The 20,697-nt window shown below is 69.4% G+C and carries 21 protein-coding genes; 16 read left to right on the top strand and 5 right to left on the bottom strand.

Translation table 11 applies throughout. The annotated features are described in order from the left end of the window. The first annotated feature begins 9 nt into the window (after positions 1 to 9). Positions 10 to 237 carry a sulfurtransferase TusA family protein gene (locus EDC36_RS09485; RefSeq protein WP_132963037.1) on the top strand — a complete coding sequence of 76 codons (228 nt, stop codon included), beginning with the start codon at positions 10 to 12 and terminating at the stop codon, positions 235 to 237. A gap of 75 nt (positions 238 to 312) precedes the next feature. On the opposite strand, the gene EDC36_RS09490 is transcribed toward EDC36_RS09485, so the two are convergent. After that, positions 313 to 3,342 carry a valine--tRNA ligase gene (locus EDC36_RS09490; protein ID WP_132963015.1) on the bottom strand — a complete coding sequence of 1,010 codons (3,030 nt, stop codon included), beginning with the start codon at positions 3,340 to 3,342 and terminating at the stop codon, positions 313 to 315. A gap of 260 nt (positions 3,343 to 3,602) precedes the next feature. Between EDC36_RS09490 and EDC36_RS09495 the strand changes: the two genes are divergently transcribed. The 6 genes from EDC36_RS09495 (at position 3,603) to queF (ending at position 8,784) form a co-directional block, all read left to right on the top strand. Further along, positions 3,603 to 4,025 (top strand): rubrerythrin family protein, encoded by a 423-nt coding sequence (locus EDC36_RS09495; RefSeq protein WP_043698586.1) that lies wholly within the window; start codon positions 3,603 to 3,605, stop codon positions 4,023 to 4,025. 152 nt (positions 4,026 to 4,177) lie between these two features. Further along, on the top strand, positions 4,178 to 5,530 hold the full coding sequence (locus EDC36_RS09500; protein WP_132963016.1) for a (Fe-S)-binding protein: 1,353 nt from the start codon (positions 4,178 to 4,180) through the stop codon (positions 5,528 to 5,530). Between the two features lie 49 nt (positions 5,531 to 5,579). Continuing rightward, on the top strand, positions 5,580 to 6,173 hold the full coding sequence (locus EDC36_RS09505) for a DUF3501 family protein (RefSeq protein WP_132963038.1): 594 nt from the start codon (positions 5,580 to 5,582) through the stop codon (positions 6,171 to 6,173). Between the two features lie 63 nt (positions 6,174 to 6,236). After that, complete coding sequence (gene yaaA / locus EDC36_RS09510) at positions 6,237 to 7,010, top strand: peroxide stress protein YaaA (RefSeq protein WP_132963017.1); 774 nt, start codon at positions 6,237 to 6,239, stop codon at positions 7,008 to 7,010. A 33-nt stretch (positions 7,011 to 7,043) separates the two neighbouring features. Beyond that, complete coding sequence (locus tag EDC36_RS09515; RefSeq protein ID WP_132963018.1) at positions 7,044 to 7,892, top strand: 2OG-Fe(II) oxygenase; 849 nt, start codon at positions 7,044 to 7,046, stop codon at positions 7,890 to 7,892. A gap of 13 nt (positions 7,893 to 7,905) precedes the next feature. After that, positions 7,906 to 8,784, top strand: a complete 879-nt coding sequence (queF, locus tag EDC36_RS09520) for an NADPH-dependent 7-cyano-7-deazaguanine reductase QueF (RefSeq protein ID WP_390616827.1) — start codon at positions 7,906 to 7,908, stop codon at positions 8,782 to 8,784. A gap of 10 nt (positions 8,785 to 8,794) precedes the next feature. Here queF and EDC36_RS09525 read toward each other — a convergent pair whose 3' ends face one another. After that, positions 8,795 to 9,367 carry a PAS and helix-turn-helix domain-containing protein gene (locus EDC36_RS09525; protein ID WP_132963019.1) on the bottom strand — a complete coding sequence of 191 codons (573 nt, stop codon included), beginning with the start codon at positions 9,365 to 9,367 and terminating at the stop codon, positions 8,795 to 8,797. Between the two features lie 96 nt (positions 9,368 to 9,463). Between EDC36_RS09525 and EDC36_RS09530 the strand changes: the two genes are divergently transcribed. From EDC36_RS09530 to EDC36_RS09540, 3 genes are read left to right on the top strand one after another with little or no spacing between them, the layout of a single operon-like run. Continuing rightward, entirely contained in the window at positions 9,464 to 10,168 is a 705-nt protein-coding gene (locus tag EDC36_RS09530) for a CoA transferase subunit A (RefSeq protein ID WP_132963020.1), read from the top strand. Positions 10,169 to 10,195: 27 nt separating this feature from the next. Further along, positions 10,196 to 10,834: a 3-oxoacid CoA-transferase subunit B gene (locus tag EDC36_RS09535; RefSeq protein ID WP_132963021.1), complete on the top strand. Its 639-nt coding sequence runs from the start codon at positions 10,196 to 10,198 to the stop codon at positions 10,832 to 10,834. A 17-nt stretch (positions 10,835 to 10,851) separates the two neighbouring features. After that, the gene (locus EDC36_RS09540) at positions 10,852 to 11,808 is read left to right on the top strand and encodes a patatin-like phospholipase family protein (RefSeq protein WP_132963022.1); all 957 of its coding nucleotides are present in this window, start codon (positions 10,852 to 10,854) and stop codon (positions 11,806 to 11,808) included. Here the strand turns inward: EDC36_RS09540 and EDC36_RS09545 are convergent. The 3 genes from EDC36_RS09545 to EDC36_RS09555 are packed head-to-tail and all read right to left on the bottom strand — an operon-like array spanning position 11,805 to position 15,183. Beyond that, positions 11,805 to 12,476 carry an RluA family pseudouridine synthase gene (locus EDC36_RS09545; RefSeq protein WP_165902847.1) on the bottom strand — a complete coding sequence of 224 codons (672 nt, stop codon included), beginning with the start codon at positions 12,474 to 12,476 and terminating at the stop codon, positions 11,805 to 11,807. The genes EDC36_RS09540 and EDC36_RS09545 overlap by 4 nt on opposite strands. After that, positions 12,473 to 14,212, bottom strand: a complete 1,740-nt coding sequence (gene recJ, locus EDC36_RS09550) for a single-stranded-DNA-specific exonuclease RecJ (RefSeq protein WP_132963023.1) — start codon at positions 14,210 to 14,212, stop codon at positions 12,473 to 12,475. The genes EDC36_RS09545 and recJ overlap by 4 nt, the downstream gene beginning before the upstream one ends. Then, on the bottom strand, positions 14,209 to 15,183 hold the full coding sequence (locus EDC36_RS09555) for a phosphoglycerate mutase (protein WP_132963024.1): 975 nt from the start codon (positions 15,181 to 15,183) through the stop codon (positions 14,209 to 14,211). Before EDC36_RS09555 ends, recJ begins: the two co-directional genes overlap by 4 nt. 61 nt (positions 15,184 to 15,244) lie before the next feature. Here EDC36_RS09555 and EDC36_RS09560 point away from each other — a divergent pair, with 61 nt between their 5' ends. From EDC36_RS09560 to EDC36_RS09585, 6 genes are all read left to right on the top strand, one after another. Beyond that, the gene (locus EDC36_RS09560; protein ID WP_132963025.1) at positions 15,245 to 16,513 is read left to right on the top strand and encodes a lipoprotein-releasing ABC transporter permease subunit; all 1,269 of its coding nucleotides are present in this window, start codon (positions 15,245 to 15,247) and stop codon (positions 16,511 to 16,513) included. Further along, positions 16,506 to 17,183, top strand: coding sequence for an ABC transporter ATP-binding protein (locus tag EDC36_RS09565; RefSeq protein ID WP_132963026.1), 678 nt, complete (start codon positions 16,506 to 16,508; stop codon positions 17,181 to 17,183). Before EDC36_RS09560 ends, EDC36_RS09565 begins: the two co-directional genes overlap by 8 nt. Before the next feature lie 99 nt (positions 17,184 to 17,282). Beyond that, positions 17,283 to 17,669 (top strand): ArsR/SmtB family transcription factor, encoded by a 387-nt coding sequence (locus EDC36_RS09570; RefSeq protein ID WP_165902848.1) that lies wholly within the window; start codon positions 17,283 to 17,285, stop codon positions 17,667 to 17,669. After that, positions 17,662 to 19,005 (top strand): sulfite dehydrogenase, encoded by a 1,344-nt coding sequence (gene soxC, locus EDC36_RS09575; RefSeq protein WP_132963028.1) that lies wholly within the window; start codon positions 17,662 to 17,664, stop codon positions 19,003 to 19,005. Before EDC36_RS09570 ends, soxC begins: the two co-directional genes overlap by 8 nt. Positions 19,006 to 19,007: 2 nt before the next feature. Then, positions 19,008 to 20,117 (top strand): c-type cytochrome, encoded by a 1,110-nt coding sequence (locus tag EDC36_RS09580; protein ID WP_132963041.1) that lies wholly within the window; start codon positions 19,008 to 19,010, stop codon positions 20,115 to 20,117. Between the two features lie 75 nt (positions 20,118 to 20,192). Further along, positions 20,193 to 20,522 carry a c-type cytochrome gene (locus tag EDC36_RS09585; protein WP_132963029.1) on the top strand — a complete coding sequence of 110 codons (330 nt, stop codon included), beginning with the start codon at positions 20,193 to 20,195 and terminating at the stop codon, positions 20,520 to 20,522. The last annotated feature ends 175 nt before the right edge of the window (positions 20,523 to 20,697 follow it).

Consider the following 20,697-nt stretch of genomic DNA (forward strand, 5'->3'; position numbering starts at 1 on the left):
CCCATGACCATGCACATCGACCGTGAACTGGACGCGCGCGGGCTCAACTGCCCGTTGCCGATCCTGAAAGCCAAAAAGGCACTGGCCGAGATGACCAGCGGGCAGGTGCTCAAGGTGATCGCCACCGACGCCGGCTCGGTGCGCGACTTCCAGGCGTTTGCGCGCCAAACCGGCAACGAGCTGCTGCACCAAGAATCCAACGGCGGCGAGCACATTTCGATTCTGAAGCGTCGCTGAACCGCCCCGCGCCAACGCCAAGGCCCCCTTGAGGGGCCTTTTGTTTGGGGGCCACGCCCGGCCCCCGCCGCGTCGTCAGCCCAGCCGCGCGCGCTGCTGCTGCAGCTTGGTCAGCGTGGCGGTGAAGTCGGCCAGGCGCTGGCGCTCCTGCTCGATGACGGCCGCCGGCGCCTTGGCCACGAAAGCTTCGTTGGCCAGCTTGCCCTGCGCTTTGGCCACTTCGGCTTGCAGGCGCGCGATTTCCTTGTCCAACCGTGCGCGCTCGGCGGCGACGTCGATCGGCATGAACAGGCACAGCCGCGCGGCGCCCACCACGGCCACCGGGGCGGCCTGCACGGCGGCGCTCCAGGCGGCTTCGTCGTCGAACACCTTGACCTCGCTGAGCTTGGCCAGCGCCTGCAGCACCGCACTGCAGCGCGCGACAAACGCTTCGTCCCCGACGACGTACAGCGGCAGCCGCTGCGCCGGGGACACGCCCAGCTCGCCGCGCAGGCGGCGGCAGGCTTCGACGATGGCTTGCAGGTGCGCCACCTCGGCCTCGGCCTGGGGGTCGATGCGCTGCGGCTGCGCTTGCGGGTACGGCGCCAGCATCACCGAGGGGCCGGCGCGCCCGGCCACCGGAGCCACTTTTTGCCACAACTCTTCGGTGATGAACGGGATGATCGGGTGCGCCAGGCGCAGGATGGTCTCGAGCGTGCGAATCAAGGTGCGCCGCGTGGCGCGCTGCTGCGCGGCGTCGCCGGTTTGCAGTTGCACCTTGGCGATTTCCAGGTACCAGTCGCAAAACTCGTCCCACACGTAGCTGTAGATGGCGTTGGCCACCTGGTCGAGCCGATACTCGGCAAAGGCTTGCGCCACCTCGGCCTCGACGCGCTGCAGCCGCGACACGATCCAGCGGTCGGCGGCGGAAAAGCTCAGGTACCCATGGAAAGGCCCGCCCGGGGCGCATTGGTCCTTGGTGTGCTCGGCCAGGCCGCAGTCGTGCCCTTCGCAGTGCATCAGCACAAAGCGCGTGGCGTTCCAGAGCTTGTTGCAAAAGTTGCGGTAGCCCTCGCAGCGCTTGCTGTCGAAGTTGATGCTGCGCCCCAGGCTGGCCAGCGCGGCGAAGGTGAAGCGCAGCGCGTCGGCGCCGTAGGCGGGAATGCCCTGGGGAAACTCCTTCTCGGTGGCTTTGCGAATGGCGGGGGCCAGTTCCGGCTTGCGCAAGCCCGTGGTGCGTTTGTCCAGCAGCGCCGGCAGGTCGATGCCGTCGATCAAGTCCACCGGGTCGAGCACGTTGCCTTCGCTCTTGCTCATCTTGCGGCCCTGGGCGTCACGCACCAAGCCGTGGATGTAGACGTGCCTGAAGGGCACGCGACCGGTGAAGTGGGTGGTCATCATGATCATGCGCGCCACCCAGAAGAAGATGATGTCGTAGCCGGTGACCAGCACCGTGCTGGGCAGGTACAGGTCGTAGTCGCTGGGGGTGGCTGTGTTTTCGCCGCTGGCGGGGCCGGCGCCGTCCGGGCTCATCCGTCCTGGAACCGGGAAATCGCCCGGTCCGGAGCCGGTCCCGCCAGCGGCCTCGGGCCAGCCCAGCGTCGAAAACGGCACCAGCGCGCTGGAGTACCAGGTGTCGAGCACGTCCGGGTCGCGGCGCAGGCCGGCAGCCAGCAGCGGCGCGCGCTGCGCTTCGCCCAGGTGCGCCACGTAAGCCTCGAACTGCTGCTGCGCCTCGGCTTCGGTGCGCGCCACGTAAACGTTGCCCTCGGCGTCGTACCAGGCCGGGATTTGGTGCCCCCACCAAAGCTGGCGGCTGATGCACCAGTCCTGGATGTTGGCCATCCACTGGTTGTAGGTGTTGACCCAGTTCTCCGGCACGAAGCGCACCTGGCCACTGGCCACGGCGTCGATGGCCTTTTGCGCGATGCTTTTGCCGCTGGGGTCGTGGGGGCTGACCTTGGTCATGGCCACGAACCACTGGTCGGTCAGCATCGGCTCGACGATCTGGCCGGTGCGCGCGCAGCGCGGCACCATCAGGCGGTGTTTTTTGACCTCGACCAGCAGCCCGGCCGCTTGCAGGTCATCGACGACGCGACGGCGCGCCTCGAAACGATCCAAGCCGCGGTAGGCGGCCGGGGCGTTGTCGTTGACCGTGGCGTCGAGGTTGAAAATATTGATCAACGGCAGACCGTGGCGCTGCCCCACCGCGTAGTCGTTGGGGTCGTGCGCCGGGGTGACCTTGACCACGCCGGTGCCAAACGCGCGGTCCACATACGCGTCGGCGATGATGGGGATGTCACGCCCGCACAGCGGCAGCCTGACGTACTGGCCCACCAGGTGGGCGTAGCGTTCGTCCTCGGGGTGCACCATGACGGCCACGTCGCCCAGCAGCGTCTCGGGCCGGGTGGTGGCCACGACCAGTTGCCCCTCGCCGCTCGCCAGCGGGTAGGCGATGTGCCACAAAAAGCCGTCTTCTTCCTCGCTTTCCACCTCCAGGTCCGACACCGCGCTCATCAGCACCGGGTCCCAGTTGACCAGGCGTTTGCCACGGTAGATCAGCCCTTGCTCGTACAGCCGCACGAAGGTTTCGGTCACCACCTTCGACAGCCGCTCGTCCATCGTGAAGTACTCACGGCTCCAGTCCACGCTGTCGCCCAGACGGCGCATCTGCTGCGTGATGGTGTTGCCGCTGCGCTCCTTCCACGCCCACACGCGCGCCACGAAGTTGCGCCGTGCTTCCTCGGGCGTGGCGCCCAGGTCGTGGCGCGACAGCCCCTCCTGCTGCAGCTGGCGCTCCACCACGATTTGGGTGGCGATGCCCGCGTGGTCGGTGCCGGGGATCCAGACCGTGTTGTAGCCGCGCATGCGGTGGTAGCGCGTCAGGCTGTCCATGATGGTCTGGTTGAACGCGTGCCCCATGTGCAGCGTGCCGGTGACGTTGGGCGGCGGCAGTTGGATGGCGAACGACGGCGCGTCGGCGCGCGCTTGCCCGGTGCCGCGCCAGCCCGCGCGGCCGTAGCCGCGTTGTTCCCATTCGGGGCCCCAGCGGCGCTCCACCGCCGCCGGTTCGAACGACTTGGACAGGCTTTGCAGCCCGGGTTGCTGCTGCACAGGGTCGGTCATGGGGAAACGCTCGTCGTTGCCAAGGAGAAAGGACGGGGCAGGGTACCCCAACGTCAAACCCGCCATTGTAGGAGGGGCCGGCGTGCTCGCGCGGGCGCAGGTGGCCCGGGCGTGCCGATTGATACCGTCTATGAACGATATTGGCCGCATCCTCTGGACGCCGGGCCCGCATCGGGCTATGGTTGCATCGTCTGCCAGCGGCGCCCGGTGCGGGCGTGCGTGGCAGCGGCTGTGTGAACCACCCTACCAGGAGATACGTTATGCCGCAACTCAAAGGCTCCAAGACCGAGCAATGCCTGAAAGACGCGTTTGCGGGCGAATCGATGGCCAACCGCCGTTACCTGTACTTCGCCAACAAGGCCGACGTCGAAGGCCAAAACGACGTGGCGGCGCTGTTCCGCTCCACCGCCGAAGGTGAAACCGGCCACGCGCACGGCCACCTGGAGTTTTTGGAGCAGGCGGGTGACCCGGCCACGGGGATGCCCATTGGCACCACGCGCCAAAACCTGGAGTCCGCCATCGCCGGCGAAACGCACGAGTACACCGACATGTACCCGGGCATGGCCAAGACCGCGCGCGAAGAAGGCTTTGACGAAATCGCCGACTGGTTCGAGACGCTGGCCAAGGCCGAGCGCTCGCACGCCAACCGCTACGCCAAGGCGTTGGCCGAGCTGGTTGACTGAAGGCGCGACACGAGCGTGGCCGTCACCGGCGGCCACGCCAGGGCGGCGTGGCCGCCGCCCTTGGCCGCAACACAACGACAACCATTCCCAGACGCACGGCGGCGGTTGGCTGTTGGGCTGCGCCCCGGTGCTCTGGACAGGAGGCACCCCACATGGCCCGCGAAGGCAACCTCGAAGCACCGACCCGCCACCCGCTGGACTGGCGCAACCCCGACTTCTACGACGAGAACAAGTGCTTCGCGGAGCTGGAGCGCATTTTCGAGATATGCCATGGCTGCCGCCGCTGCGTCAGCCTGTGCCAGGCATTCCCGACGCTGTTCGACCTGATCGACGAGGGCAAGACCGGCGAGCTCGACGGTGTGGCCAAGGCCGACTACTGGAAGGTGGTCGACCAGTGCTACATGTGCGACCTGTGCTACATGACCAAGTGCCCCTACACGCCGCCGCACGAGTGGAACCTGGACTTTCCCCACACGATGCTGCGCGCCAAGGCGATCAAGTTCCGGCAGGGCAAGGTCAAAGCGTCGGAAAAGTTTCTGGCCTCCACCGACGTGCACGGACGGTTGGCGGGCATCCCCGTCGTGGTCGAGGTGGTCAACGCCGTCAACCGCACCCGCCCCGCGCGTGCGGTGATGGAAAACGTGCTGGAGGTGCATCGCGACGCCTGGATGCCGGCGCTGGCGCGCACGACGTTGCGCCGGGCCGCGCCGCCCTCGCCGCCGCTGTCGCAGGCCGTCGCTGGCGAGCGCACCCCCGGCAAAGTGGCCATTTTTGGCACCTGCTTCGTCAGCCACAACGAGCCCAGCATCGGCGTGGACCTGCTCAAGGTGCTGGCCCACAACGGCATCCCGTACACCTTGGTGGACAAGGAGCGCTGCTGCGGCATGCCCAAACTGGAGCTGGGCGACCTGGACGCCGTGGCCGCGGCCAAGGAAGCCAACATCCCGGTGCTGGCGCGTTACGCGCGCGAGGGCTGGGCCATCCTGACGCCGGTGCCCAGCTGCACGCTGATGTTCAAGCAGGAGCTGCCGTTGATGTTCCCGGACGACCCCGACGTGCAGCTAGTCAAGGAAGCGATGTGGGACCCGTTCGAGTATTTCAGCGCGCGCCGGCGCGACGGCCTGCTCAAGACCGACTTCAAGCGGGGCTTGGGCAAGGTCAGCTACCAGGTGCCGTGCCACAGCCGGGTGCAAAACATGGGCCGCAAGACCGAAGAGGTGCTCAAACTCATCCCCGACACCGAGGTGCAAACCATCGAGCGTTGCTCCGGCCACGCCGGCACCTACGGCGTCAAAAAAGCCACGCACCCGGTGGCGCTCAAAATCGGCAAGCCGGTGTTCAAAAGCATGGCGCAGCACAAGGGCGGCGGTACGCCCGACGTCATCGGCTCGGACTGCCCGCTGGGCGGTCACCACATCGCGCAGGGTTTCGAGGTCAACCAACTGGGGGCGCCCAGGCTGATGCACCCGCTGACCATGCTGGCCACCGCCTACGGCCTGACGTGAGGCCGCTGCCCAACCCGATGTCCGAAAGGCGCGAACCATGATCACCACGATGCAACTGACTGGCAAGATCACCCGCGACACGCTGATGCCGCTGGAGGCCTACGCCAAGTGGCGCAAAGTGCACAAGCCCGAGGTCATCGCCCACCGCAAGCTGCGCACCGTGCACCTGGGCGAGCACCTGACCGTGCAGTTCGAGAGCGAGCTGTCGATGCGCTACCAGATCCAGGAGATGCTGCGCATCGAAAAAATCTTCGAAGAAGAGGGCATCCAGGACGAAATCGACGCCTACGCGCCGCTGGTGCCCGACGGCACCAACTGGAAGGCCACGCTGATGATCGAGTACCCCGACGTCCATGAGCGCCGACGCGAGCTGGCACGCCTCATCGGCATCGAGGACCGCATGTTCGTCGAGGTCGAAGGCCACGGGCGTGTGTACGCGATCGCCGACGAGGATCTGGACCGCGAAACGCCGGACAAAACGTCGGCGGTGCATTTTCTGCGCTTCGAGTTCACGCCGGCCATGCGCGCCGCGATCAAGGCGGGCGCGCAGGTCAAGCTGGGCTGCGACCACACCAACTACCCGGCGCACGTCACCATCCCGCCGGAGACGTTGGCCAGCCTGGCGGGCGACTTGCGCGACTGAGCCCCAGCGCCGCTGCCCCGCTGCGGTGCGCCGTATCATCGCACCGCAGGAGGTTGACCACCGATGCTGTTCATCTTGTCCCCGGCCAAGGCGCTGGACTACGACACCCCGCCCACCACCGCGCGCGCCACGCAGCCGTTGTTCGTGGAGCAGGCCGCCGAGCTCATCGGCATTCTGCGCGCCAAATCCCCGCAGGAAGTGGCGGCGCTGATGGACCTGAGCGACGCGCTGGCGCAGCTCAACGTCGCACGCTACCAGGCGTGGGAGCCGACGTTCGGGCCGCACAACAGCAAGCAGGCGGTGCTGGCGTTCAACGGCGATGTTTACGAAGGGCTGGATGCGCGCACCCTGTCGGAAGAGGACCTGGACTGGTTGCAGCAGCACGTGTGCATCCTGAGCGGCCTGTACGGCGTGCTGCGCCCGCTGGACTGGATGCAGCCGTACCGGTTGGAAATGGGCACCCGCCTGGTCACCCCACGCGGGCGCAACCTGTACCAATTCTGGGGTACGCGCATCGCCGACTACCTGTCGCAGCGCGCGGCCGAGGACGACGGCATCGTCGTCAACCTGGCCAGCGAGGAGTATTTCAAGGCCGTGGACCCCAAGGCGCTGCGCGCCCGCGTGGTGAGCTGCGTCTTCGAGGAGCGGCGCGGCAGCGGCTACAAGGTCATCAGCTTCTTGGCCAAACGCGCGCGCGGCCTGATGACGCGCTGGGCCGCGTTGCACCGCGTGCGTCAGGTGGAGGAGCTGCGCGGCTTCGACGCCGAAGGTTACCGCTGGGCGGCGGACGCTTCGACGCCCGAGCGGCTGGTGTTTCGCCGCGACGAGCGCGCCTGAGGCGCGCGCGGCGGCGCTACACTGGCGGCTGCGATGAGCCAGACCATCACCCCCGAGCTGCGCACCTGGATCGTGCAACAGGCGCAGGCCGGCTGCACGCCCGAGGCGGTGCTGCAAGCGATGCTGCGTGCCGGTTGGAACGAGGACGTGGCGCTGGCCGCGATGGAGCAAACGCTGCAAGAGCACGTGGCCAGCCTGCCCGCGGCGGCCCAGGCGCCCGTCGCGCCTCGGCCACAGTTGGCGCTGCGCGAGGGCGCGCACACCATCGACGCCGGCGACCGCATCGTGCACGTGCTGGCCACGCTGCGCCGGCCGCGGTTGGCGGTGTTGGGCAACGTGCTGGCGCCCGAGGAGTGCGACGCGCTGATGCGGCTGGCCGAGCCGCGCCTGAAGCGCTCGCGCACCGTGCAGACCGCCACCGGCGGCGAAGAGCTCAACGCCGACCGCACCAGCGACGGCATGTTTTTTCGCCGCGGTGAGACCCCGCTGATCCAGCGCATCGAAGCGCGCTTGAGCCGTCTGGTGCAGTGGCCGGTGGAAAACGGCGAGGGGTTGCAGGTGCTGCGCTACCGCCCCGGGGCGCAGTACAAACCCCACTACGACTACTTCGACCCGCGGGCCCCGGGCACGCCGCGCATCACCGCGCGCGGTGGCCAGCGCGTGGCCACGTTGGTGATGTACCTGAGCGAGCCTGTGCGCGGCGGCGGCACGACGTTTCCCGACATCGGGCTGGAGGTGCTGCCCCAGCGCGGTGGCGCGGTGTTTTTCGCTTACGACCGTCCGGACCCCGCGACGCTGACCCTGCACGGCGGTGCGCCGGTGCTGGAAGGCGAAAAATGGGTGGCCACCAAGTGGCTGCGCGAAACCGAATTCACCCCCTGAGCCGATCACCGTGGTGACCACAACCGAGCAAGCGCCGGCGGCGGCCGACACCCTGCACGCCACCCCGCTGGGGCGTGAAACCGCCTACCCCGACCGCTACGACCCGACGCTGCTGTGCCCGGTGCCGCGCGCGCTGGCGCGTGCGACGCTGGGGGCAGGCGCGCCGTTGCCCTTCACGGGGGCCGATTTCTGGACCGCGTTCGAGGTGAGCTGGCTCAACCCGCGTGGCAAGCCGCAGGTGGCCATCGCGCACCTGACGGTGCCGGCCGAGACCCCCAACCTGATCGAGAGCAAGTCGCTCAAGCTGTACCTCAACAGCTTCAACCAGGAACGCCTGCGCGATGCCGACGAGCTGCGCGCGCGGCTGCGTGCCGACCTGAGCGAAGCGCTGTGGCGCGGCAGCGGGCAGCCGCCGGGCAGCGTCGGCGTGCGCCTGCAGCCGCCCGCCGAATGGGCGTGCGAAGCGGTGGCGGGCCTGCCCGGCCTCAGCCTGGATCGTCTGGACGTGGAGTGCACGCACGACCACCCGGCGCCCGAGCTGCTGCGCGCCGACGCCACCCAGCCGCCGGTGGACGAGACGCTGTGCAGCGACTTGTTCAAGAGCAACTGCCCGGTGACCGGGCAGCCTGACTGGGCCAGCGTGCAGATTCGCTACAGCGGCGTCCCGATCGACCAAGAAGGGCTGCTGCGCTACCTGGTGAGCTTCCGCCAGCACCAGGGCTTTCACGAGCACTGTGTCGAGCGCATCTTCATCGACATTTGGCAACGCTGCCGGCCGGTGCGCCTGAGCGTGTACGCGCGTTTCACCCGCCGCGGCGGGCTGGACATCAACCCCTGGCGCACCAGCCACCCCCAGCCCGCGCCCAGCGTGGCGCGGCTGGCGCGGCAGTGAGGCGCGCGCGTCAACCCGTCAGCAGCCGCTGCACCAGCTCCACGGTGCTGCGCGCGCCCAGTTTGCGCATCAGGCGCGTGCGGTGCACTTCCACCGTGCGCGGGCTGATGCCGAGCTGACGCGCCGCCTGCTTGGCGGTGCAACCCTTGAGCAGCAGGGCCGCAACCTCCCGCTCGCGTGCCGTCAGCCCGGCCTGCAGCGGGCGGCGTGCCGACAGGTCCTCGAAGCTCCAGATGCCGGCGGCGTGCGGGTCGCTGCGGTCCAGCGCGCGGCCCATCACGTGGCACCAAAACGTCTGGCCGGCCTGCGGGCCGCCCACGCGGCGCATGATGCGCTCGTCGCTGTAGGTGCCGCAGGCGTTGAGGATGGGGGCGATGCGCTCGCCGATGCGCTCGAACTCGGCGGCGCTGGGGTACAGGATGCGAAAGCTCTGGCCGACGAGCTCGTCGCGCGTGGCGCCGAACATGTCGCACAACGCTTGGTTGCAGTCCACCATCACGCGGTGGCGCGACAGCGCCAAGCCCACGGGGGCGAGCTCGAACGCCAGCCGGTAGTCGTCCAGGGTGGGGCCGTGCGGGGGCATCGGTGGGGGGGTCTCAGGGTTGCCCGGTACGCGATCCTACGTACGCCAATACGTAGTATCGTAATGGCTTGTTCCCACCATCGGACAGGAGCGAGCATGAACAAGGTCTACCCCAGCGCCCGCGCGGCCCTAGAAGGGGTGGTGCGCGACGGCCAGTTGATCGCCGTGGGCGGCTTTGGCCTGTGTGGCATCCCCGAGGCCCTGATCGACGCGCTGCGTGACAGCGGCGTCAAGGATTTGACGGTGATTTCCAACAACGCTGGCGTGGACGGTTTTGGTCTGGGCAAGTTGTTGGAGACGCGCCAGATCAAAAAAATGATCTCCTCGTACGTCGGCGAAAACAAGGAGTTCGAGCGCCAGTACCTGGCCGGCGAGCTGGAGATCGAGTTCACGCCGCAGGGCACACTGGCCGAAAAGCTGCGTGCGGGTGGCGCGGGCATCCCGGCGTTTTTCACCAAAACGGGCGTGGGCACCATCGTCGCCGAAGGCAAAGAGCACCGTGAGTTCAACGGCGAGACCTACATCCTGGAGCACGCGCTGTTTCCCGAGGTGGCACTGATCAAGGCCGACGTGGCCGACCTTGCGGGCAACCTGCGCTTTCGGCTGACGGCGCGCAACTTCAACCCGGCCGTGGCGATGGCGGGCAAGATCTGCATCGCCGAGGTCGAGCGCATCGTGCCCACCGGCGCCATCGAGCCCGACGACGTGCACCTGCCCGGCATTTACGTGCACCGCATCGTGCACAACCCGACGCCGGAAAAACGCATCGAGCGCCGCACCACCCGCGAGCGCAAGGTCTAACCCCAGGCTGCCCCAAGGAGAGCGATCATGCCCTGGACGCACGACGAGATGGCCGCCCGCGCGGCCCAAGAGTTGCAAGACGGCTTTTACGTCAACCTCGGCATTGGGCTGCCGACGCTGGTGGCCAACCACGTGCCCGACCACGTCGAGGTCTGGCTGCAAAGCGAAAACGGCCTGCTGGGCATTGGCCCGTTCCCGTACGAGGACGAGGTTGACCCCGACCTGATCAACGCCGGCAAGCAGACGATCACGACGATCAAGGGCTCGGCCACGTTTGGCAGCCACGACAGCTTCGCGATGATCCGCGGTGGCAAGATCAACCTGTCGATCCTGGGCGCGATGCAGGTGACGCACAAGGGCGACCTGGCCAACTGGATGATTCCGGGCAAGATGGTCAAAGGCATGGGGGGCGCGATGGACCTGGTGGCCGGCGTGCCGCGCGTCATCGTGCTGATGGAGCACGTGGCGCGCAAAAAAGACGGCACCGAGGACCTGAAGATCATCCCCGAGTGCACGCTGCCGCTGACCGGCAAGGGTGTGGTGGACCGCATCATCACCGACCTGGGGGTGATGGACGTCACACCCGAAGGGCTCAAGCTCGTGGAGCTGGCGCCGGGGGTGACGCGCGACTTCATCCAGAGCAAGACCGGCGTGCCGCTGCTGTGATGCCGGGCTGACGGGGCGTGGCGGCGGCGGGCTTGCGCATCGGGTTGGCGCTGGGCAGCGGCGCGGCGCGCGGCTGGGCGCACATTGGCGTGCTGCGCGTGCTGCAAGAGGCCGGCATCGAGCCCGACGTGGTGTGCGGCACGTCGATCGGCGCGCTGGTGGGGGCCGCCTACGCTGCGGGCGAGCTGGATCGCCTGGAGCCCTGGGTGCGCAAGCTCGATTGGCGCCAGGTGGTGGGGCTGCTGGACGTGCGCATGGCCGGCGGGCTGCTCGAAGGCGGCAAGCTGGTGGCGTTTTTCCGCGAGCGCTTCGTGGACGGCGGCATCGAGGCGCTGGGCAAACCTTTTGGCTGCGTGGCCACCGACCTGGCCACCGGGCGCGAGGTGTGGCTGCGCAGCGGCCCGGTCATCGACGCGGTGCGGGCGTCGATCGCGATCCCCGGCGTGTTCACACCCGCGGTGCGTGACGGGCAACTGCTGGTCGATGGCGGCTTGGTCAACCCGGTGCCGGTGTCGCTGTGCCGGGCGATGGGGGCGGACGTGGTCATCGCCGTGGACCTGAACTGGCACCTGATGCGCCGCCAGCGCGTTGCGGGCCGCGCCCAGGCGCGTGACCGGCGCGGCGGGGGGCTGCTGGATGGCGTGTTGCAGCGTTGGCGTGGCGGGGATGTCGGCGTCGCCGAGCCCGGGCCCGCGCTGCCATCGCTGCTGGATGTGCTGACCACCAGCATGAACATCGTGCAGTGGCGCATCACGCAAAGCCGTCTGGCCGGCGAGCCGGCCGATGTCGTCATCCGTCCGTTGCTGGGCGACGTTGCGGCGATGGAGTTTCACCGCGCGGCACCGGCCATTGCCGCCGGGCGCAAAGCGGCCGAGCAAGCCCTGCCGGCGCTGCGCGACGTGCTGGCGCTGCTGCAGGGCACGGCCCCGGCGGCGCCTGGCGACGTGGCGCCGCCGCCGGCCACCACCGGCTAAAACGGCACCGGGCTGGCCAGCGTCAGCGGCGTGGCGTCGCTGGGGTGGGGCAGGGTCAGCCCGGCGGCGTGCAGCAGCAGGCGCGGCGCGGCGTGGCGCGCGGCCCCGTCGGCGTACAGCGGGTCGCCCAGGATGGGGTGGCCCAAGGCGGCCAGGTGCACGCGCAACTGGTGCGAGCGGCCCGTGATCGGTTGCAGCTCGACCCGGGTGGCCCACAGCGGCCCCCACCGTTCCAGACCGAGGATGCGCCAGCGCGTGTGGCTGGGCTTGCCGTGTGCAAAGGTGACCGCGCTGCGGGGTCGGCGCGGCCAATCCACCGCCAGCGGCAGGCGGATGTCGCCCCAACCGTCGGCGCCGTCGGGAGGCAGCGGCACGCCCGTCACGACCGCGACGTAGCGCTTGCGCACGCGCCGCTGGGCGAACGCGCGTGCCAGCGCCGACTGGGCCGCCGCCCCACGCGCCAGCACCATCACGCCCGAGGTGTCCATGTCGAGCCGGTGCACCACCCGCGCGTCGGGCCAGCGCCGCTGCACGCGCGCGCTGGCGCAGTCCGCCTTGTCGGGGCCGCGGCCGGGCACCGCCAGCAGCCCAGCCGGTTTGTCGATCGCCACCAGCGTCGCGTCGGCGTGCAGCACCGGCAGGTCAGCCTCGGTGTCGTCGGTGCTCACGTCTGCACCCCCTCGACGACCAGGCGGGTGCGACGCAGGCCTTGCCACTCGTCGGCGTCGAGCCGGTACGCCAGGCGCACGCGGTGGGGCAGCGCCTCGGTGTGGCCAAACCAGATCGCCTCCATCGGCTGGCCGTGCACGCGCAGGCGCAGCGCCAGGTGACGCTCGCCCACCAGCCGCTGCCCCAGCACTTCGGCGTCGGCCTGAAACAGCGGCGGCGCGAAGCCCTGGCCCCACACCTGCGCGTCCAGCAACGCCGCGGTGTCGGGGTGGTGGCGCTCGGCGCCGAGTTCGCCGTCCGTGTGCAAGCGGCGCTGCAGCGCGTCGGGCTCGAGCCACTGTTGGGCCACGTCGCGCAGCGCGGCGTCGAAGAGGGGCCAGCCGTCGGCGCGCAGCGTGCAGCCCGCGGCCATCGCGTGGCCGCCGAACCGCAGCAGCAGCCCGGGGTGGCGTTTGGCGATGGCGTCCAGCGCGTCGCGCAGGTGCAGCCCGGCGATCGAGCGGCCCGAGCCGCGCAGGCACGGCGTGCCGTCGTCCAACCGGGCCGGGGCGAAGACGAACACCGGACGGTGCAGGCGGTCTTTGAGCCGCGCGGCGACGATGCCCACCACCCCTTCGTGGAACGAGGGGTCGAAGACGGTGACCGCGGGGGCTTGCTCGGCACCGGTGGGCAGCTCGCGCTCGGCCAGTTGCAGCAACGCTTGTTCGCGCATGGCCGCCTCCAGTTCGCGCCGCTCGCGGTTGATGGCATCGAGCTGCTGCGCCAGGGCCTGGGCGTGGTCGGGGTCGTCGCTGAGCAAGCACTCGATGCCCAGCGCCATGTTGGCCAGCCGTCCGGCGGCGTTCAAGCGCGGCGCCACGGCAAAGCCGAGGTCGAACGTCGTGGCGCGTGCGGGCACGCGCCCGGCCACGGCCAGCAGCGCGCCCAGGCCCGCGGGCACTGCGCCGGCTCGGATGCGCTTGAGGCCCTGCGCCACCAGACGGCGGTTGTGCACGTCCAGCCGCACGACGTCGGCCACCGTGCCCAGGGCCACCAACGGCAGCAGCGGGTCCAGCCGGGGCTGGTCGGAGGGCTGGAAACAGCCGCGGCGGCGCAGCTCGGCGCGCAGCGCCAGCAGCACGTAAAACACCACGCCCACGCCCGCCAAGGCCTTGGTCGGGAACGGGCAGCCGGGCTGGTTGGGGTTGACGATGACGCAGTCGGCGGGCAAGCGGGGCTGGCCGTCGACCGTGAGCGGCAGGTGGTGGTCGGTGATGAGCACTTGCAGGCCCAGCGCCCGGGCGTGCGCCACGCCGTCCAGGCTGGCGATGCCGTTGTCCACCGTGACCAGCACGTCGGCCCCCAGCGCGTGCACCCGGTCGGCCAGCGCGGGCGTCAGGCCGTAGCCGTCGCGCTGGCGGTCCGGCACCAGGTGCAGCACCTGCGCGCCGCCCAACCGCTGGCCCAGCAGGCGCAGGCCGCGCACGGCCACCGCGCAGGCGGTGGCGCCGTCGCAGTCGTAGTCCGCCACGATGGCGATGCGCCGCCGGCGCTGCAGCGCGTCGGCCAGCAAGGTGGCGGCGTCGGTCGCGCCGCGCAGCTGCTCGGGCGGCGGCAGCAGGTGCAGCCCGTCGTCGAGCTCCTGCGGATCGCACACGCCGCGCGCGGCGTACAGGCGCGCCAGCAGCGTGTCCACGCCCGCCTGTTCCAAGGCCCAGGCGGCCCGCGGCGACACGGCGCGCGGCACAATGGTCACAGCCCGATCCACCATGGCGACGTGGGCTGTGCGTTCGGGGCGCGCCGCGGCCACGGCCACCAGCGCCGCCGCGGCGGGGGGGCTGCACTGCCGGGGTCGAGCCGCCAGCAGCGCCAGCCGCGCTCGCCGCACAGCGTCAGCCAGCGCGGCTGGCCGTCGTCCAGCGCGGCTTGCAGCCACGGCCCCAGGTGCTCTTGGTCCAGCCGTTGCCAGGCGTCGCGCCAGGCGGCGGCGTCGCCGGCCAGCGCGGCGGGGGTCAGGTCGTGCCAGACGCGGGCTGGCGCCTCGGCGGGGCTGGGGCCCTGGCCGCTCCACACGCCCGCGCCTTCCACCCACAGCGCGTTGACGGTGGGCAGGCCGCGCGCACGGCGCGCCTCGTTGACCGGGTGGTCGTGCCACAGCATCTGGGCTTCTTCCAGCACGCGCAGCAGGCGGCGTGCGACCGGGTCGTCGCTGTGGTCGTCCCACCACGTTTGCAGCCGCCGGTGCGCCACCCGAGCCAGGCTGGGCACCGGCCAGCGCGCCAGCAGCGCGCCGCGGGCGAGCCAGCGTGTCGGTTCATCCCCCAGCAGCTCCAGGCCCTCGCTGGCGGCGTACGGCGCCCAGGCTTCACGCAGCGCCCGCGCCTCATTGGCGTCGAGCTGCAGCGCCTCGGGCGGCAGCACCACCATGTGGTCCAGGCTGGCGTGCCAGTGGCACGGCACCAGCCAGGCGCAGGGCGCGCCGGGGCGCTGGGCGTGCCAGCCGGCCCAAGGGTAGGGGTCGACCTGCTCGGGCCAACCCAGGGCCCGCGCCAGCGCCTGCTCGTGCGGGGCGTTGAGGGTGTGGGGACCGTGGAGGGCTTCGCCCACGACGGGCGCCAGCGCCAACCAGCGCTGCAACGCGGGCAGCGCCAGGGTGGGCAGTTCGGCCAGCAGGGCAGGGTCGTCGGCGCAGGCGTGGGCGATGATCCAGTGGCGCACGGTCGGCATGGACGCGATTGTCCACGATGCCGCGCCGCCCCGGGTGCGGTTGCGGGCACAATCAGCACCCATGCCTTGGCCTTACGAATTCGTCATCGGCTGGCGCTACACGCGCGCCGGTCGCGCCGCGCGCCGCAACGGCTTCATTTCCTTCATCAGCGCGGTGTCGATGCTGGGCATCGCGCTGGGGGTGGCCGCGCTGATCATCGTGCTGTCGGTGATGAACGGTTTTCAGAAGGAGGTGCGCGACCGCATGCTGGGCGTGCTGGCGCACGTGGAGGTGCTGGCCGCCGACGGCGGTGCACTGCCCGACTGGCGCCGCACGGCCGAGGTGGTGCAGCGCCACCCACAGGTGCGCGCGGTGGCGCCGTTTGTGGCCGAACAGGGGCTGCTGGCGCGCGGTCAGGAGATGAAGGGTGTGCTGGTGCGTGGCGTGGACCCGGCGCTGGAGCCGGCGGTGACGGCGTTGGGGGCCGAGCTGGCCACGCACGCGCTGGGGCAGTTGCAGCCGGGCGGCTTTGGCGTGGTGTTGGGCGCGGCGCTGGCGCGCCAGTTGGGGGTGGGCGTTGGCGACGCGGTCACGCTGATCGTGCCCAGCGGGCAGGTGACCCCGGCCGGTGTGATGCCGCGGCTGCGCCAGTTGACCGTGGTGGGGCTGTTCGACTCCGGTCACTACGAGTACGACGCCACGCTGGCGCTGCTGCACCTGGACGATGCGCAGCGGCTCTTTCGCGTCGAAGGGCCCACGGGGGTGCGCGTGCGCTTGCAGGACCTGCACGCGGCGCGGGCGGTGGCGGTGGAGCTGGAAGCGGCGCTGCAACGCGACGGGCCGTACGGCGTGGTGGTGCGGGACTGGACGCGCGCCAACCGCACCTGGTTTGCCGCGGTGCAACTGGAAAAACGCATGATGTTCATCATCCTGACGCTGATCGTGGCGGTGGCGGCGTTCAACCTGGTCAGCACGCTGGTGATGACGGTGACCGACAAGCGCGCCGACATTGCCATCCTGCGCACCCTGGGCGCCAGCCCCGGCAGCGTGATGGCGATCTTCGTCGTGCAAGGTGCGGTGGTGGGGGTGGTGGGCACGCTGGCCGGTTTGCTGCTGGGCCTGGGGGTGGCGTTCAACATCGACACGCTGGTGCCGGCGTTGGAGCGCCTGCTGGGCCTGCGCTTCCTGCCCCAGGACATCTACCTGATCAGCCGCATGCCCAGCGACCCGCAGGCGGCCGACATCGTGCCGATTGCCCTGATGGCGCTGGGGCTGGCGTTTGTGGCCACGCTGTACCCGAGCTGGCGGGCCAGCCGCGTTGATCCGGCGGAGGCGCTGCGTTATGAGTGAGGTGGTGTTGCAGGCCCAAGGGTTGGTCAAGCGTTTCCGCGAGGGGGCGCTGGACGTGACGGTGCTGCGCGGGGTGGACCTGAGCGTGCACGCGGGTGAGACGGTGGCCATCGTCGGCGCGTCGGGGTCGGGCAAGAGCACGCTGCTGCACCTGCTGGGCGGGTTGGACGCGCCCAGCGCCGGCCAGGTGCTGCTGCAAGGGCAGCCGTGGCAGGGCCTCAGCCCCGCCGAGCAGGGGCGCCGGCGCAACCGCTGCCTGGGGTTTGTCTACCAGTTCCACCACTTGTTGCCCGAGTTCACCGCGCAGGACAACGTGGCCATGCCGTTGTGGATCCGACGGCAACCCTACGCCAGCGCGGCGCGTTGCGCCGCAGCGTGGTTGGAGCGCGTCGGGTTGGGCCAGCGTTTGCAGCACCGCCCCGCGCAGCTGTCGGGCGGGGAGCGTCAACGCGTGGCGATGGCGCGTGCGCTGGTGGGCGAGCCGCTGTGCGTGTTGGCCGACGAGCCCACCGGCAACCTGGACCGCGACACCGCCGCGGCCGTGTTCGACCTGATGCTGCGCCTGGCGCGCGAGCAGGGCACCGCCTTCGTCGTCGTCACCCACGACGAGCAGCTGGCGCAGCGCTGCGACCGCCGGTTGCGCCTGCAGGGCGGTCTGCTGCAGGGCTGATCGATACCGTTCATCGGATCCATAGCAAAGATTTTGTGCCGATTAGGGTTTACACTAATCGGTATATTCGCAAGTGCTCATATAGTCATGGTCGTGAGCATGACCGCCTCGTCCCCTGCCGCCGACGACCTGCAGCCGATCTTCGAGTCGGTGGGGCGGATCTTCGGTGTGCTGGGCGAGCCAGCGCGGCTGCGCATCCTGCACGCCCTGTGCGGGCAGGAGCGTTGCGTCAACGACATCATGCAGGCCACAGGGTTGGCGCAAGCCAACGTGTCGCGCCACCTGGCGCGGCTGCACCAGGCCGGCCTGCTGGTGCGTCGGCGCGAGGGCGCGCAGGTGTTTTACCGCGTGGCGCCCCGTGCTCCGCTGGATTTGTGCCGCGTCATCGCCGCACAGGTGATGGCGCAGCACGGCCAGGCTCCGCGTGACGGTGATCGGTGTTTCTCGGTCTTCCCTCTCGATACAAAGGAACAAGCCAGTGTCTGACAATCTCCGCGACGTGATCGGCCGGGTGTTGCCTGCCCCGGAGAACCACCTCAGCCCCGAGCTGTTGGAAAAGGCGCGCAAGGCGCGGCGCAGCTTCATGGCCAAGGCGCTGGCCATGGGGGCGGGGGCCGCAGCGGCGGGCAAAGCCATGGCAGCGCCCGAAGGCGAGGATGCCATCCTCAAGCTGCCCGAGCACACCACGGGTCTGGGCCAGCCGGTGGCCGCGCGCGGCTACGGCATGCCCAGCAAGTGGGAGTCCAACCTGCAGCGCCGCGAAAGCCCGGGGCTGACGCGTGTGTCGCAGGCGTCGGTGAGCTTCACCCCGCTGCAAGGTCTGTTTGGCATCATCACCCCCAGCGGCTTGCACTTCGAGCGGCACCACCAAGGTTGGTGGGACATCGACCCCTCGAAGCACCGCCTGATGATCCACGGCGACGACGGCCTCATCAAGCGGCCGCGCGTGTTCACGATGGACGAGCTGATGCGCCTGCCCAGCGTGTCGCGCATCCACTTCCTGGAGTGCGGCGCCAACACCGCGATGGAGTGGGCCAACGTGGCGGTGCCGACGGTGCAGTACACGCACGGCATGTGCAGCTGCTCGGAGTGGACCGGGGTGCTGCTGTCGACGCTGCTGGATATGTGCGGCATCGACCGCAAGCGTGCCAAGTACGTGCTGGCCGAAGGGGCCGATGGCTCGTCGATGACGCGCACGATCCCGATCGAGCTGGCGATGGACGACGTCATCGTCGCCTGGGGGCAAAACGGCGAGATGCTGCGCCCCGAAAACGGCTACCCGCTGCGCCTCATCGTGCCGGGTGTGCAGGCGGTCAGCTCGGTCAAGTACCTGCGCCGCATCGAGGTGGGCGACAAGCCCTGGAACACCAAGGACGAAACGGTCCACTACATCGACCTGTTGCCCAACGGCCTGCACCGCCAGTACAGCGGCATCCAGGAGTGCAAGAGCGTCATCACCACGCCGTCGGGCGGGCAAACGCTGCTGGACCGCGGCTACTACAACATTTCGGGCCTGGCGTGGTCGGGTCGCGGCACCATCAAGGCGGTTGACGTGTCGGTGGACGGTGGCCGCACCTGGCGTCCCGCGCGGCTGGAAAAGCCCATCCTGCCCAAGGCGTTCACCCGCTTCAACTTCGACTGGGTGTGGGACGGCAAGCCCGCCATTTTGCAAAGCCGCGCGATCGACTCCACCGGCTACGTGCAGCCCAAGATCAACCAGTTGCGCGCGGTGCGCGGCACGCGCTCGATCTACCACAACAACGCCATCCAAAGCTGGCTGGTGTCGGAAAACGGCGAAGTCTCCAACGTGCAGGTGTACTGATGATGAAGCGCTTCCAACGTACCGTTCGCGCGGCGGCCGTGGCCGCTGCCCTGACCGCGGGCTTTGCCGGTGCCGCGCACGCCAACCCCGCCGGCGACAAGCCCTGGGCCAACATGGGCCGCGCACCCACGCCCGCCGAGATCAAGGCTTGGGACATCGACGTGCGCCCGGACTTCAAGGGCCTGCCGAAGGGTTCGGGCTCGGTCAAGCACGGCGAAGAGGTCTGGATGGCCAAGTGCGCCTCGTGCCACGGCGAGTTCGGTGAGTCCAACGAGGTGTTCACCCCGATCGTCGGCGGTACCACCAAGAAAGACATCGAAACCGGCCGCGTGGCCAACCTCCATGTCGACAAGCACTACCCGCAGCGCACGACGCTGATGAAGGTCTCCACCGTGTCGACGCTGTGGGACTACATCAACCGTGCGATGCCCTGGAACGCGCCCAAGTCGCTGTCGGTGCAAGATGTGTACGGCGTGGTGGCGTACATCCTGCACCTGGGCGACATCGTGCCCGAGGACTTCGTGCTGAGCGACCAAAACATCGCCGAAGTCCAAAAGCGCATGCCCAACCGCAACGGCATGACCACCGACCACGGTCTGTGGCTGCCCAACTACGCGTTCAGCGGCAAGCCTGACGTCAAAAACACCCGCTGCATGAACAACTGCCCGGTGGAAGGCGACATCAAGTCGATGCTGCCGGAAAACATGCGCGACGCGCATGGCAACCTGTTCGAGCAACAGCGTCTGATCGGCCCGATGCGTGGTTGGGACACGACCAAGCCGCCGCGCAAAGAACCGCTGACGCAAAAGGTGTCGATGGCGGCGCCCGCGCCGGCTGCTGCGGCGGCAGCGGGCGGGGCCGATGCCAAGAGCCTGCTGGCGAAAAACGCCTGCACCGCCTGCCACGGGGTGGCCAACAAAATCGTCGGGCCCGGCTTCAACGAAGTGGCCGCCAAACACAAGGGCAAAGCCGACCTGGAAGCCTACTTGGTCAGCAAGATCAAGGGCGGTGGCCAAGGCGTTTACGGGGCGATCCCGATGCCGCCGCAGCCGCAGGTGAGCGACGCCGACGCCAAGGCGATCGCGGCCTGGATCGCCGCCGGGGCCAAGTGAACCCGCGCGGGCTGAATGTTCTCTAACCCTTGCCCGCACCGCGGGCCCAACCCAAGCAAACAGGAGATGACGACGATGAAGCGAGTGTTGACGATGGCCGTGGTGGCGGGCGTGGCGGCGCTGACCGCGCCGGTGCACGCGATGGACGCGGCGGCGGCCAAGGCGCTGGCGCAAAAGAACGCCTGCATGGGCTGCCACGCCGTCGACAAAAAATTGGTGGGTCCGGCGTACAAGGACATCGCCGCCAAGTACAAGGGCATGAAGCCCGAAGAGCTGGCCGCCTCGATCAAGAAGGGCGGCGCGGGCAAGTGGGGCCCGGTGCCGATGCCGGCGCAAGCCGCGCTGTCGGACGCCGACGCCAAGCTGCTGGCCGAGTGGGTGCTGGCCGGTGCGCCCGACAAGTAATAAGATACCCATCACGGTATCGTGACGAACCGTTTTTTAGGAGTCTATCGATGAAACAGAATCGACGCGCCGTGCTGAAGGCCGGCGGGGCTGTGGCGACGCTGGTGTCGCTGGGGGTGATCACGAGCGAGCAGGCGCTGGCGCTGCCGCGTGAGGCGTTTGCGAGCAAGAGTTT

Source organism: Tepidimonas ignava, from assembly GCF_004342625.1.
Classification (GTDB): Bacteria; Pseudomonadota; Gammaproteobacteria; order Burkholderiales; family Burkholderiaceae_C; genus Tepidimonas; species Tepidimonas ignava.

Coding starts and splice junctions, on each gene's coding strand:
- EDC36_RS09485 (WP_132963037.1), top strand. CDS start 10: ATGCACATCGACCGTGAACTGGACGCGCGCGGGCTCAACTGCCCGTTG.
- EDC36_RS09490 (WP_132963015.1), bottom strand. CDS start 3,342: ATGACCGACCCTGTGCAGCAGCAACCCGGGCTGCAAAGCCTGTCCAAG.
- EDC36_RS09495 (WP_043698586.1), top strand. CDS start 3,603: ATGCCGCAACTCAAAGGCTCCAAGACCGAGCAATGCCTGAAAGACGCG.
- EDC36_RS09500 (WP_132963016.1), top strand. CDS start 4,178: ATGGCCCGCGAAGGCAACCTCGAAGCACCGACCCGCCACCCGCTGGAC.
- EDC36_RS09505 (WP_132963038.1), top strand. CDS start 5,580: ATGCAACTGACTGGCAAGATCACCCGCGACACGCTGATGCCGCTGGAG.
- yaaA (WP_132963017.1), top strand. CDS start 6,237: ATGCTGTTCATCTTGTCCCCGGCCAAGGCGCTGGACTACGACACCCCG.
- EDC36_RS09515 (WP_132963018.1), top strand. CDS start 7,044: ATGAGCCAGACCATCACCCCCGAGCTGCGCACCTGGATCGTGCAACAG.
- EDC36_RS09525 (WP_132963019.1), bottom strand. CDS start 9,367: ATGCCCCCGCACGGCCCCACCCTGGACGACTACCGGCTGGCGTTCGAG.
- EDC36_RS09530 (WP_132963020.1), top strand. CDS start 9,464: ATGAACAAGGTCTACCCCAGCGCCCGCGCGGCCCTAGAAGGGGTGGTG.
- EDC36_RS09535 (WP_132963021.1), top strand. CDS start 10,196: ATGCCCTGGACGCACGACGAGATGGCCGCCCGCGCGGCCCAAGAGTTG.
- EDC36_RS09555 (WP_132963024.1), bottom strand. CDS start 15,183: ATGCCGACCGTGCGCCACTGGATCATCGCCCACGCCTGCGCCGACGAC.
- EDC36_RS09560 (WP_132963025.1), top strand. CDS start 15,245: ATGCCTTGGCCTTACGAATTCGTCATCGGCTGGCGCTACACGCGCGCC.
- EDC36_RS09565 (WP_132963026.1), top strand. CDS start 16,506: ATGAGTGAGGTGGTGTTGCAGGCCCAAGGGTTGGTCAAGCGTTTCCGC.
- EDC36_RS09570 (WP_165902848.1), top strand. CDS start 17,283: ATGACCGCCTCGTCCCCTGCCGCCGACGACCTGCAGCCGATCTTCGAG.
- EDC36_RS09580 (WP_132963041.1), top strand. CDS start 19,008: ATGAAGCGCTTCCAACGTACCGTTCGCGCGGCGGCCGTGGCCGCTGCC.
- EDC36_RS09585 (WP_132963029.1), top strand. CDS start 20,193: ATGAAGCGAGTGTTGACGATGGCCGTGGTGGCGGGCGTGGCGGCGCTG.